This window comes from Rhodanobacter terrae (assembly GCF_042657005.1).
Classification (GTDB): Bacteria; Pseudomonadota; Gammaproteobacteria; order Xanthomonadales; family Rhodanobacteraceae; genus Rhodanobacter; species Rhodanobacter terrae.
Genome location: NZ_JBHSNG010000008.1, coordinates 19,064 through 31,612, shown reverse-complemented (window position 1 = coordinate 31,612; position 12,549 = coordinate 19,064). Strand labels below are relative to the sequence as shown.

General features: G+C 66.6%; 7 protein-coding genes and 1 pseudogene. 6 read left to right on the top strand and 2 right to left on the bottom strand.

What is annotated here, in order from left to right; all coding sequences use genetic code 11:
• The first annotated feature begins 29 nt into the window (after positions 1-29).
• Both ACFPPB_RS09540 and ACFPPB_RS09535 read left to right on the top strand, forming a co-directional pair.
• Positions 30-2,747, top strand: a complete 2,718-nt coding sequence (locus ACFPPB_RS09540) for a glycoside hydrolase family 3 protein (protein WP_377326618.1) — start codon at positions 30-32, stop codon at positions 2,745-2,747.
• A 27-nt stretch (positions 2,748-2,774) separates the two neighbouring features.
• A complete protein-coding gene (locus tag ACFPPB_RS09535) occupies positions 2,775-4,217 on the top strand; it encodes a glycoside hydrolase family 125 protein (protein ID WP_377326531.1) in 1,443 nt (480 codons plus the stop codon).
• A gap of 184 nt (positions 4,218-4,401) precedes the next feature.
• Here the strand turns inward: ACFPPB_RS09535 and ACFPPB_RS09530 are convergent, their stop codons facing one another.
• Positions 4,402-5,763, bottom strand: coding sequence for an alpha-L-fucosidase (locus ACFPPB_RS09530; protein WP_377326530.1), 1,362 nt, complete (start codon positions 5,761-5,763; stop codon positions 4,402-4,404).
• Positions 5,764-5,924: 161 nt separating this feature from the next.
• Between ACFPPB_RS09530 and ACFPPB_RS09525 the strand changes: the two genes are divergently transcribed.
• Positions 5,925-6,911: a sialidase family protein gene (locus ACFPPB_RS09525; protein WP_377326529.1), complete on the top strand. Its 987-nt coding sequence runs from the start codon at positions 5,925-5,927 to the stop codon at positions 6,909-6,911.
• Between the two features lie 18 nt (positions 6,912-6,929).
• On the opposite strand, the pseudogene ACFPPB_RS09520 reads toward ACFPPB_RS09525, so the two are convergent.
• Positions 6,930-8,577: pseudogene (locus tag ACFPPB_RS09520) on the bottom strand (glycoside hydrolase family 43 protein).
• Between the two features lie 568 nt (positions 8,578-9,145).
• Here ACFPPB_RS09520 and ACFPPB_RS09515 point away from each other — a divergent pair.
• The 3 genes from ACFPPB_RS09515 to ACFPPB_RS09505 all read left to right on the top strand — a co-directional run bounded on the left by ACFPPB_RS09515 (position 9,146) and on the right by ACFPPB_RS09505 (position 12,520).
• Positions 9,146-10,429, top strand: a complete 1,284-nt coding sequence (locus tag ACFPPB_RS09515) for an MFS transporter (protein ID WP_377326528.1) — start codon at positions 9,146-9,148, stop codon at positions 10,427-10,429.
• A gap of 5 nt (positions 10,430-10,434) precedes the next feature.
• On the top strand, positions 10,435-11,424 hold the full coding sequence (locus ACFPPB_RS09510; RefSeq protein ID WP_377326527.1) for a helix-turn-helix domain-containing protein: 990 nt from the start codon (positions 10,435-10,437) through the stop codon (positions 11,422-11,424).
• A gap of 283 nt (positions 11,425-11,707) precedes the next feature.
• On the top strand, positions 11,708-12,520 hold the full coding sequence (locus tag ACFPPB_RS09505) for a sulfotransferase family protein (protein ID WP_377326526.1): 813 nt from the start codon (positions 11,708-11,710) through the stop codon (positions 12,518-12,520).
• The last annotated feature ends 29 nt before the right edge of the window (positions 12,521-12,549 follow it).

Below are 12,549 nucleotides of genomic sequence, written 5' to 3'. Positions count from 1 at the left end.
GCGGGTTTTTCCGCAAATTCGTGCTTGGCATGGCCAGCGTGGCCGCTATCGGCGTCCATGCGGCTGCACCGTCTGACGATCACGCGCGCGCCGCAGCGCTGGTGGCGAAGATGACGCTGCCGGAAAAAGTCGCGCAGCTGCAGAGCGCCGCACCGGCGATCCCCCGGCTCGGCATACCGGCGTATGAGTGGTGGAGCGAAGGCCTGCACGGCATCGCCCGCAATGGTTACGCCACCGTGTTCCCGCAGGCGATCGGGCTGGCGGCCAGCTGGAATCCCGACTTGCTGCAGCAGGTCGGCCGCACGGTTTCCATCGAGGCCCGCGCGAAATTCAACGCCGTCGGCGCCGGCCGCGATCACGCGAGGTATCAAGGGCTCACGATCTGGTCGCCGAACATCAACATCTTCCGCGATCCGCGCTGGGGCAGAGGACAGGAAACGTACGGCGAGGATCCGTACCTGACCGGCCGGCTCGCGGTCGGCTTCATCCGCGGTGTCCAAGGCGACGATCCGCTGCATCCGCTAGCCATTGCCACGCCCAAGCATCTGGCCGTGCACAGCGGGCCGGAGCCGGGCCGCCACGGGTTCGACGTGGATGTCTCGCCGCATGATCTGGAAGCCACGTATCTGCCCGCGTTCCGCGCCGCGATCACCGAGGGCCAGGCCGGCTCGGTGATGTGCGCCTACAACGCATTGCACGGCACGCCGGTGTGCGCCGACCGCTGGCTGCTCGCCACGCGGTTGCGCGGCGACTGGGATTTCGCCGGCTATGTCGTGTCCGACTGCGATGCCGTCGACGACATGACCAGGTTTCATTACTTCAAGCCGGACAACGCGCAGTCGTCCGCCGCCGCGCTCCGCGCGGGCACCGACCTGGATTGCGGTTACGCCTATGCCGACCTGCTCGAGGCCGTGCGCAAGGGCTACGTGAAAGAGCCGGTGCTGGACACCGCGCTCGTGCGGCTGTTCGCCGCCCGTTACCGTCTGGGCGAGCTGGGCGCGAAGAGGGGCGGCCGGTATGCGGACATCGGTCCGGACCGGGTCGACAGCGAGGCGCATCGTCAGCTGGCGCTGCAGGCTGCGCTGCAGTCGATGGTGCTGCTGAAGAATGCGCACGCGACCCTGCCGCTGCGCGCCGGGTTGCGGCTGGCGGTGATCGGTCCGAACGCCGACACCGTGGAAACGCTTGAAGCGAACTATCACGGCACCGCCCGAGCGCCGGTCACCCCGCTGCAGGGACTGCGCCAGCGTTTCGGCGCCGACCATGTGAGCTATGCGCAAGGCACGCCGATCGCCGACGGCGTGCCGGTGGCGGTTCCCGAGAGCGCGTTGCGCACCGGCGCCGATATCGGACTGAAGGGCGATTATTACGACACGCTCGATTTCAGCGGAAAGCCGCGCATCACCCGCACCGATCGCACGATCGATTTCGACTGGGACCATGTCGCGCCGGTTCAGGGGTTGCGCGCAGACCGTTACGCGGTGCGTTGGAACGGCGAGCTGGTTCCTCCCGGCGCCGGCGACTACACCTTGGTGGTGCATGTCGACCGCTGCTTCGATTGTGCCGGGCACGATCCGGTGCGCCTGTACGTGGACGGCAAGCCGGTGGCCGTCGACGATGGCGACGGCACGCATGTCGAGGCGACCTTGCACTTCGCCGACACGCGTCCACGTGCGATCCGGCTGGAACTGGTGCACAGCGGACAGGATCAGGGCGTGCGCCTGCAATGGCTGGCACCGCCCGCGGCACAGCTGGCCCGGGCAGAGGCGGCGGTGCGGCGCGCCGATGCGGTGATCGCCTTCGTCGGCTTGTCGCCGGATGTCGAGGGCGAGGAGTTGCAGATCGACGTGCCGGGCTTCGACGGCGGCGACCGCACCGACATCGCGTTGCCGGCGCCGCAACGCGCCTTGCTCGAAGACGTCGCCGCCAGCGGCAAGCCGCTGGTGGTGGTGCTGATGTCGGGCAGCGCGGTGGCATTGAACTGGGCGCAGCAGCACGCCGATGCGATCCTCGCCGCCTGGTATCCGGGCGAACAAGGTGGCCGCGCCATCGCGCAGACGTTGGCGGGCGACTACAACCCGGGCGGTCGCCTGCCGGTGACGTTCTACCGTTCGACCAAGGACCTGCCGCCCTACGTCAGCTATGCGATGAAGGAGCGCACCTATCGCTATTTCTCCGGCACACCGCTGTATCCGTTCGGCTACGGGCTGAGCTATACGCGCTTCGCGTATGGCGGACTGGAACTGTCCATGCCGGCATCGCGGGAAAAACCGACTTCGGCGCAACGCCCGCGGGAGTGTGGGAGCGACTTCAGTCGCGACAAGGCCTCTCGCGAGGAGGAATCATGCCGTCGCATCTCCGTCGCGGCCGCAGCCGCTCCCACGACAACACCGGCTGATCGACATTCCCTGCAGGCGGGCCAGCCGCTGACGGTCAGTGTCGATGTGCGCAATACCGGCCAGCGCGCCGGCGACGAAGTGGTGCAGGTGTATCTGGATCCGCCGGCGGCACCGCTGGCACCGCGGCATGCCCTGGTCGGTTTCCGCCGCGTGCACCTCGCTGCCGGCGAAAGCCGCCGGGTCCGTTTCGAGTTGTCGCCGCGCCAGCTCAGCCTGGTCGATGCCGCCGGCCTTCGTGCGGTCGAAGCAGGGCGGTATCGTCTGTTCATCGGCGGCGGCCAGCCCGGCACCACCGAGGGAGTCACCGCCACATTCACCGTCGTCGGCCGCGCCGCGCTGCCGCGCTGAAGACGAACGCTGCAGGAGACCGACACCATGCCCACCCGTCGCGACATTCTGAAATTGATCGGCACCGCTGCCGTCTCAGGTGCCTTCGCCGGCGTCCTGCCTGGCAGCGCCATCGCGGGCGCGCGTTCGCAGTTCCCCGGCAAGCGGCCGTTGCCGGGCCGGCGCAAGTTCGTCAGCGAGGCCGTGGAGCGCCAGCTGGCGGCGGTGAAGGCGGCGATCGGCGATCCGAAGCTGGCGTGGATGTTCGAGAACTGCTACCCGAACACGCTGGACACCACGGTCGAGCTGGGCACCCGCGACGGCAAGCCGGACACTTTCATCATCACCGGCGACATCGATGCCATGTGGCTGCGCGACTCGTCGGCGCAGGTGCATCCCTACCTGCCGCTGGCCAGGAACGATCCCGCGCTGCGGCGGCTGTTCCGCGGCCTGATCCGCCGTCAGGCCAGCTGCATCCGGCTCGATCCCTATGCCAACGCCTTCATGCCCGATCCGCATGCCCCGCCGCTGCGCTGGGCGCGGCACGACCAGACCGACATGAAGCCTGGCGTGGGCGAACGCAAATGGGAGATCGATTCGCTGTGCTATCCGATCCGCCTGGCCCACGGTTACTGGCAGGCCACCGGCGACACCGAGCCGTTCGACGACGACTGGCGCGCGGCCATGCTGCGCGTGCTCGAAACCTTCCGCGAGCAGCAGCGCAAGCACGGGCCGGGGCCATACCATTTTCAGCGTCCTTCGCCGGTTCCCACCGAGAGCCAGTTCCTCGGCGGCTACGGCAATCCGACCCGGCCGAACGGCATGATCCACTCGATGTTCCGTCCCTCCGACGACGCCTGTCTGTATCCGCTGTTCGTGCCGGCCAACCTGTTCGCCGTGGTCGTGCTGCGCCAGCTGGCGCAGATGAGCCGCGCCCTTCATCGCGACGGGAATTTCGCCGCCGAGTGCGAAGCGCTGGCGAGCGAAGTGGAGCAGGCGGTGCAGCGCGATGGCCGCATGCGCGATGCCGACGGCGGCGAGGTGTGGGCCTACGAAATCGACGGCTTCGGCAACCAGCTTTTCATGGACGACGCCAATGCGCCGGGACTGCTGAGCCTGGCCTACCTGGGCTGCTGCGAACGCGCGGATCCGCTATACCGACGTACCCGCGCGCTGGCATGGAGCAAGCGCAATCCATACTTCTTCAAGGGCACCGCGGCCGAAGGCATCGGCGGCCCGCACGAAGGCCTGCGCATGATCTGGCCGATGGCCATCATGATGCGTGCGCTGACCAGCGACGACCCCGCCGAGATCCGCCAGTGCCTGGCATGGCTGCGCGACACCGATGCCGGCACCGGCTTCATGCACGAAGCGTTCGACCAGGACGACCCTTCGCACTTCACGCGCCCCTGGTTCGCCTGGGCCAACACGCTGTTCGGCGAACTCATCATCGACCTGCATCACCGTCATCCCGAGCTGCTGCGCGGCTGACGGGGATCGCCCATGAATCATGTGCCATGAATCATGTGGGAGCGACTTCAGTCGCGATGCGCACGCAGTGCGCCGCCATGCACGTCGTTCATCGGACATCCGCATCGCCATGGCGCGGGCCGCAGGCGCGGCCATCGCGGCTGAAGTCGCTCTTACAGTCGCTCTTGCAGGGGATTTCGCCGGATCAGCGGCCGACGTGGAACAGCTGGAATTCGCGGATGCGCGCGGGGCCGACGCTGGAAAGAATGCGCAGGCGCACCTTGCTCGTGGTCACCGGCGCGAAGCGGTCGATCTTCATGTGGCCGATCGCTTCGGCCCCGGCCACGGTGGTCCAGCCGCTGTTCGTCCATGCCTCGATCGCGTATTTCTGCACCTGCTGGCCTGCGTTCAACCACTCCATGGTGAGCGCGTGGTCTATCGTCACCGGCTGCGCGAAATCGACTTCGAGCGTCGCCTGATGCGAGTCGCCCGGCGCCGACCAGAAGGTGTCGCGGTCGCCGTCCAGCGCGGCGGCGACGTTGGCGCCGGTGGAGGTGTGCTGGCGGGCCAGGTCCTTGTCCACGCCGTAGCGCGCCTGCAGCGCCGCGCCGAAGGCTTTCAGCCGGGCGACGTCGGCGTCGGGCAGCAGGCCGTGGCGGTTCGGCGCGATGCCCAGCATCAGCTGGCCGCCGAGGCCGACGCTGTTCTCCCAGATGTCGACCAGCTCATCGATGCTCTTCAGCGTCTTGTCGCTGTCCGGATGCCAGAACCACTGCAACTTGTGCAGCGGCGTGTCCACCTCCACCGGGCGCCAGCGCAGTTCGCCGTGGCGATCGATCGTGTTCCAGTTCTCGCCGCGGATGTGGCCATCCTCCTGACCGACCCAGCGGATGTCGCCGTAGCCGAACAGCGACACGTCGGCAAAGATCAGCGTGTTGGGCTGGTAGGTGCGCAGCTCCTCGACGTATTTCCTGAAGTCGTAGAGATGGCCGGCGCTGCCGGCGCCGTCGAGCCACCATTCGACCAGCGGCCCGTAGTGCTGGACCAGTTCGTTCAACTGCGCGATGTAGAACTTGTCGTAGGCCTTGGCGTCGGCGTACTTCGGTTCGTGGCGATCCCACGGCGACAGGTAGATGCCGAATTCCATGCCTTGCCTGCGCACCGCCTGCTCCGTCATCCGCACCAGATCGCCCTTGCCGTGCATCCACGGACTGGCCTTCACCGAATAGTCGCTCTCATCGGTCGGCCACAGCGCGAAACCGTCGTGATGCTTGGCCACCAGCACCAGGTAGCGGGCGCCGGCGGACTTGGCCGCGCGTGCCCACTGGTCGGGGTCGACATGGTCGGGATTGAACACCCTGGGACTGGCGGTGCCGTCGCCCCATTCGCGATCGAGGAAGGTATTGGTGCCGAAATGCACGATGACGCCGAACTCGAGGTCCTGCCAGTGCGTTTGCTGCGGCGACGGCTTCACATCGGCGAAGTTCTGTGCCGACGCCGTGCCGATCCACAGTGCGGCGCAGGCGACGGCAGCCTGGCGCAGAAAGCGGCGAGTGATCGGCATCATGTTCTCCGTGTCGTGGTTTCTTTGTATGGACGTAAAAACGTCCATATGGATTTGGCCATTAGAGGTTGCAATTAGCGCGCATGTCAACCGTAAAAATCGATATTCGAAAGGCAGTGCGGATCGTCGGTTGCCTCGGTTTTCTGCTGCCCGCGCATTCCTGCATGGCAGCGACGGCGAACGCGAAGGCCATCGTCCTCAGCGAGTTCGTCAGCGCTTCGCCGCCGACCATGCAAAGCCACGCATCGACGGTTGTCGATACGCCGTCGGGACTCGTGGTCGCCTGGTTCGGCGGCAGGCAGGAGCGCGATCCTGGCGTGGGCATCTGGCTGGCGCGACAGCGGGGCGGGCATTGGGCCGCGCCGGCCGAAGTCGCCGACGGAGTACAGCCGGACGGGTCGCACCAGCCCTGCTGGAATCCCGTGCTGTTCCATCCACGTGGCGGCCTGCTGATGCTGTTCTACAAGGTCGGTCCCGATCCGGCGCACTGGTGGGGCATGCTGAAGACGTCGCACGACGATGGCATGCACTGGTCGGCGGCGCAGCGGCTCCCCCGCGGCGTGCTCGGTCCGATCAAGGACAAGCCGGTGCAACTGGCCGACGGCAGCATCGTCAGCCCCTCCAGCACCGAGCTGGGTCGCTGGCGCATTCACTTCGAGCGCTCCACCGATGACGGCCGCACCTGGACATGGAGTGCGCCGATCGCGAACCCCGATGCGATCGAGGCGATCCAGCCCAGCCTGCTCGCGTGGAGCGATGGCAGCCTGCAGGCGATCGGCCGCACCCGGCAGAACCGCCTCTTCACGACGCGCTCCGGCGATGGCGGACGCACGTGGTCGGCGCTGAAGCTGCTCTCGCTGCCGAATCCGAATTCCGGCATCGACGCGGTGATGCTGGCCGACCATCGCGCGCTGCTGGTCTACAACCCCACGCGGTCCGGCAAGGACTGGTGGGACGGGCGCGGCACGCTCGCCGTCGCCGTCTCCCGCGATGGCGAACACTGGACGAAAGTGCTGACCCTGGAAGACACGCCCGCCGCCGAGTTCTCCTATCCGGCGGTCATCCAGAGCCGCGATGGACGGGTTCATATCGTCTACACATGGAAGCGGCTGCGTATCAAGCACGTGGTGATCGATCCCGCCAAGCTCTGAGGCCAGGCGATCGAGGTGTCAGTCGGCCGGATTCGGCCGATAAGCATAAGGACCGAACGTCACTCCGGTGAAGCCGCCCGCGCTGGCGGTGCTCAGCAGACCGGCATCCAGCCCCCGCAGCAGAGGGCGCCATTCGTTCGCGCCGACAGCGTAGAAGACGTCGAGGCGCGGGCCGCCCAACCGGAAACGGATGGAGACGGAAGCCGAGCGCGACACGGCGCAGCGCAACGCCGGCGGGCGGATCGTCCTTTCCGTTGCGCCGGTAGAGCACCAGCGAACTGCCCGCTGGGTCGCGTGTCAGGCCGGCGGCATAGAAGTGCGTTTCGTTCTGCAGCAAGGCGAGTCCCGCTTGTTCGCCGGGAGCCAGCTGGTGTCCGTCCAGCCGCATGCTGATCATGGCCTTGTGGTGCTGCAGCCGGTGGGCGATGTAGGCGGGCTGGCCCGACTCGTAACTGCCCAGCGGCGTCGCCGACGGCTCGATGCGAAGCCCGCCGCTGCCGGTGGCATACCAGGACCGGCGCGGAACGTCGATCGTCATCCACGGCATCGGCAACCTCGGCGCGCGGAAGCGTTCGCTCCAGCGGAAAGCGCCGCTCATCGGTGTTGCCTGCGGATCGCGCGGCAAGGCAGGGCGCTGTTCCACCAGCGGCACGCGTTCGCCGCGCGCGAGGATCACCGGCCAGCCGTCGCGCCATGTCACCGGCAGCAGGAAGGTTTCGCGGCCCAGGTTGTACTGATTCCCGCGATAAGGACTGGTCGCCAGGAACACCGCCCACCAGGAACCGTCTTTCAGCTCGACCAACTGCGCGTGCCCGTCGACGTCACCGGATGGGCGTGGTCGGCGGGAAGGTCGCGCAGGGTGAGTGTCGGGTTGCCGGCCCACGGCACGTAAGGGCCGGTGACGGTGCGGCTGCGAAAGACCATCTCCGCATGTTGCTCGCCGGTACCGCCCTCGGCTGCGGTCAGGTAGTAATGACCGTCGCGCCGGAACAGATGCGGGCCTTCGATGTACTCCGGCCTGGCCGCGGGATTCGCGCCGCCGTCGACGATCACCTTGCGCGGGCCGACCAGCTTCATCGTGGACACGTCGAACTGCTGGATCCAGATCGCACGGTGCCCCTCGTAGCGCAGCTTGCCCTGCGGCAAACCGTTGTTGACCAGCCAGGCCGTGCCGTCGTCATCGAAGAACAGCGAGGGCGTCGATGCCTTCGATGCCCAGCCAGACCGGGTTGGACCACGGGCCGGCCGGATGCTTCGCCGTGATGACGTAATTCCCGCCATCGCAATAGAAGCAGGTATTGGTGATGTAGAACGTATCGCCGTGATGGCTGATCGAGGCGTCGAACAGGCCGCGTGTCAACTCGTGGTGGCCATAGTCGATCTGGCCGGGACGGTCGATCGCGTTGCCGATCTGCGTCCAGCTCACCAGGTCGCGGCTGTGGAAGATCGGCAGTCCGGGAAAATAGCCGAACGAGGAATTGACCAGGTAGAAGTCGTCGCCGACCCGGATCGCCGAAGGGTCGGGATAAAAGCCGGCCAGCACCGGGTTGCGGTACTGCGTCCGCGAAGGCACCGGGCCGCTGTCGTCGCCGCGGTAGCTGACTTCCTTGACGGTCACGGAGGCCTGAGCTAGGGAAAAGACCAGCCCGCCGATCAGGCCAAGCAGGAGACGCTTCACTTTCTGTCCCTCGATCACCCCGAGAGCATCGAGCCTCGCACGCAGTGCATGGCTTGGAAATACACAAATCCGCCAGCCGGATTTTCGTTTTTTGAGCGAAGCCGACGTAGGCGTACCCACAATGCTGAGAGGTGACTACAAGCCATCGGCACATCGAGGTGCATGGGGGAATCTCGAATAACCCGCTTCTGGCACTTGGTAGGAGCGCACCCTGTGCGCGAAAGCACGGTGCGCTGCGGTGACGAGGAGTTTCGCGCACAAGGTGCGCTCCTACAAATCGTGGTTATTCAAAGTGTCCATGGGAGACGGATATACATGTGCGGTCACGTCGACACGGGCACGCATCACGTCAGTCGCGAGGTCACAAGGTGACCTCGCACGGCATCACAATTCGGCGCCTTCCGCCACCCCCGTCGGCGAGCCAAAGTGTGACACCAGTCACAATTGAACACCCGCATGGCACGGCCATTGCTTAGCTTGTCGCCGCACAGGCGGAGTACCTGGGGCAGGAATCATCGCGAACTCGATCCGTTCTCTCATCTTCGGTCCGAGAAAAATGCCGTTGCCCAACGTTCGTTCAACCTCGGGGAATATCTCCGTTTCGCTCATCTGCCTGCTCGCCCTTGGTCATTGTGCGGCTTTCGCTGACCGCAATCTGCCTGCCGTGGCGGCGCCCTTGCTGAAAGCCGATCTAGGCCTCTCGGACGCCCAGCTGGGGCTGCTGGATGGTCCGGCCTTCGTTCTGCTCTATGTCGTCGGCATGCTTGCGAGCTGGCCATTGGCGAGCTCGCGGCATCGTTTTCGCCTGCTGGCGGGCTGTGTCGCCCTATGGGTGCTCGGCATGGCGGCTTTCGCACTGGGACAATCATTCGGCGTGCTGGTCGCCGCCCGCGCGCTGGTGGGGCTGGGACAGGCGGCCTTCGTGCCGCTGGCGCTGGGCTTGATCGTGGAAGGCTCGGCGCCGCGGTGGCGAGCCCGTTCGATGGCCGTGTTCACGGCGGCAGCGGTGGTCGGGCGCAGCGTGGCTCTCCTTGGAGGCGGTGCGGCGCTGGCTCTGCTCGCGCGGTGGGTGCCTGCTTTGGGCCATGCGCACTGGCGTCTGCTGTTCCTGCTCATGGCCGCGCCGAACCTCATTCTCATGGCCATGCTGCTGCGCCGCGCCGAGTGGTCGCCGGCGGCGCCGCCTCCCGTGGCGGTCCCCGGGCAGATAGTGGCCGCGTTTCGGCGGCGCCCCGGGCTGGTGTGCGCGTACTTTTGCGGCGCTGGAGCCAGTGTGTTGATCGTGCAGACCATCGGCGCATGGGCGCCTTCGGTGCTGCATCGCGAGGAAGGGCTGGTGCCCGCCACCGCGGCGCTCGCATTCGGCGCCGCGCTGCTGGTCACCGCGCCACTGGGCCATCTGATCGCCGGTATCCTGGTCGATAGGCGCGGGAAAAGAGTGACGCCGATGGCCGTCGTGGCGGGCGCGCTGTTGCTTGCCGTTCCCTTGCTCTGGGCGGTATTGCGGGCGTCGTCGGCAACGACGGCCTGCGGTTTCCTGACACTCACCTACCTAGTCGGCGACGTCGCGGCCGTGGCCGCGCTGGCAGGGCTGCCATCGATACTGCCCGTGCCTTTGCGCGATGCCGGACTGCGCCTGTTTCTCGCCTTCATTACCGTGCTGGGCGTGGGGCTGGGGCCATTCTTCGCGGGACTGGTCAGCGACGGCATCGGCATGGGCGGCCGTGGCCTGTCCACTGCGTTGTACATGGTGTGTGCGGGCGCGGCGGCCTTCGGCATCGTGTCGGCGTTGCTGGCGCGCGCGGGCTGGCGCGACGCGGTGGTGGAGGCTGCCGGGTGAGCGAGATGTTCGCGTTCGACAGCGCAGCATACGATCCGGACGATGCCTTCGCGCGGTACTGCGATCTCTACGCCATGGGTACGGACGTGGAGCGCACGGCGGACCCGTTTTTTGCCCGCGTCCGCAGCTGGCGGATGGACCGGATGCTGCTGTTCGACAGGGAGTACGGCGGCGTCCGCCATCGTCGCCGGGAGCGGGTGGCGGGGGACGGGTTCGATCATTTCGTGCTGCATCAGGTGGTCAGTGGTGAACTGGTTGGCGGTCCCCATGGCGCGGCGGTGCCGGTCGCTCCGGGGGAGACCTTGCTGCTCGATACCTGCGAAGCCATGGAAAGCGGCGCTCGTTCCGTGCGCCTCATTACGGTCAGCCTGGCGCGAGACGCTGTGCGGGCGGCTGCCGGCAGCCTCGATGGTCTGCATGGTGTTCGGATCCGGGCGCGGGACGGAGCGCTGCTGGGCGCGTTGCTGCGTGCGCTGGTCGAACAGGCGTCTCGTCTGCCGCCTGGCGCCCAGCCCGCCGTCACGCGCACGCTGGTGGACCTGCTCTCGATAGCGATCAACCCGGGCGGCACAGGCGCGCGGTCCGACTTTTACCGGCTGGAATATGTGCGCCGCGAAGCGGCCCAGCGCGCGATCGAGGCGCGTCTCGGTGCCCGCGACTTGTCGGTGCAGGACATCGTTACGGCAATCGGCATCTCGCGCGCCAGCCTGTATCGCCTGTTCGAGGCCCAGGGCGGCGTGAACCGCTTCATCCAGCTGCGCCGGCTGCAGCAGCTGCGCGAACGGCTGGACGACCGGGCATGCGACAGCCAATCGCTGGCCGACCTGGCGCCCTTGTCGGGCTTCTCCGGCGAGAGCCACGCCGGCCGCCTGTTCAAGCAGGCCTTCGGCACAGCGCCGGGTGCTTACCGCGCGGCCAGCATCCGAGGCGCGCAGGACCCGTCGATCGACTTCATGACACGACGCTGGGCCCATAGCCTGACCGAACTCGACTGAGGCCGCGTTCGTCCGGACGGCGTGATTCCGGCATCTGCGTACCGAGAATGCGACGCACAGACATGTCGCTTCCCGCGCCCTCCGCTTAGCATTCGATAACTGTGATGTATGTCGCTGACAATAAACCTCGCATTTGCTAGCGAGTGACGGTCGGGCTGTCTCGGTCATGGAAAACGTCGGGCTTTGTGCGTGGACGAGTGCGTTGCAAATCGCTCTCCGCACGCAGGTCCGACGCGCCCTTTGCTTTGTTTGCTTTCCATCGAAATACGGTTGGAGGAACGGCTTGCGCAATATTCACTTCATCTCGGGTTTGCCGAGATCCGGTTCTACCTTGCTGGCAGGGCTCCTGCGCCAGAACACCCGTTTCCACGCGGGCATGAGCGGCCCCGTCGGCGGCTTGTTCAACACGCTGCAGGGCGAGATGAGCGGTCGCAACGAGTATTCGGTGTTCATCTCCGACGCGCAGCGTCGCCGGATTCTGGGAGGCCTTTTCGACGACTACTACGGACCGGAATTCACGGCCGGGGTGCTGTTCGATACCAACCGCCTCTGGTGCAGCAAGCTGCGCATCCTGAAGGAGCTTTTTCCCGAGGCCAAGGTGATCGCCTGCGTGCGCCATATGCCGTGGATCATCGACAGCATCGAGCAGCTGGTCCGCCGCAACACCTTCCAGCCGTCGTCCATCTTCAACTACCAGCCCGGCGGCACGGTCTACTCGCGCAGCGAGGGGCTCGCCAACGGCGACGGCATGGTCGGCTTCGCCTACAACGCACTGAAGGAAGCGTATTACGGCGAAGACACCGCGAACCTGATGCTGCTGCAGTACGAGACGCTGGTGAGCGATCCCGCCGGTGCGCTGAAGGCGGTCTACGACTTCATCGGCGAGCCGGCGTTTGCGCACGACTTCGACAACGTCAGCTACAACGCCGACGAGTTCGACCTGCGCGCAGGCACGCCGGGGCTGCACACCGTGCGCAGGAAGATCGAGGTGCGCGAACGCCGCAGCGTATTGCCGCCGGATGTGTTTCGCCGTTTCGAGAACGACGCCTTCTGGCGCGACTCCGCACTCAACCTGCGCGGGGTGCGGGTCATCTAACCGCATCCGTTCGGCGACGCGTCGCCGTA

Bases quoted from the DNA above. Each gene is read 5' to 3' on its own strand.
- ACFPPB_RS09540 (WP_377326618.1), top strand. From the start codon at position 30: ATGGCCAGCGTGGCCGCTATCGGCGTCCATGCGGCTGCACCGTCTGAC.
- ACFPPB_RS09530 (WP_377326530.1), bottom strand. From the start codon at position 5,763: ATGATGCCGATCACTCGCCGCTTTCTGCGCCAGGCTGCCGTCGCCTGC.
- ACFPPB_RS09510 (WP_377326527.1), top strand. From the start codon at position 10,435: ATGTTCGCGTTCGACAGCGCAGCATACGATCCGGACGATGCCTTCGCG.
- ACFPPB_RS09515 (WP_377326528.1), top strand. From the start codon at position 9,146: ATGCCGTTGCCCAACGTTCGTTCAACCTCGGGGAATATCTCCGTTTCG.
- ACFPPB_RS09525 (WP_377326529.1), top strand. From the start codon at position 5,925: ATGGCAGCGACGGCGAACGCGAAGGCCATCGTCCTCAGCGAGTTCGTC.
- ACFPPB_RS09535 (WP_377326531.1), top strand. From the start codon at position 2,775: ATGCCCACCCGTCGCGACATTCTGAAATTGATCGGCACCGCTGCCGTC.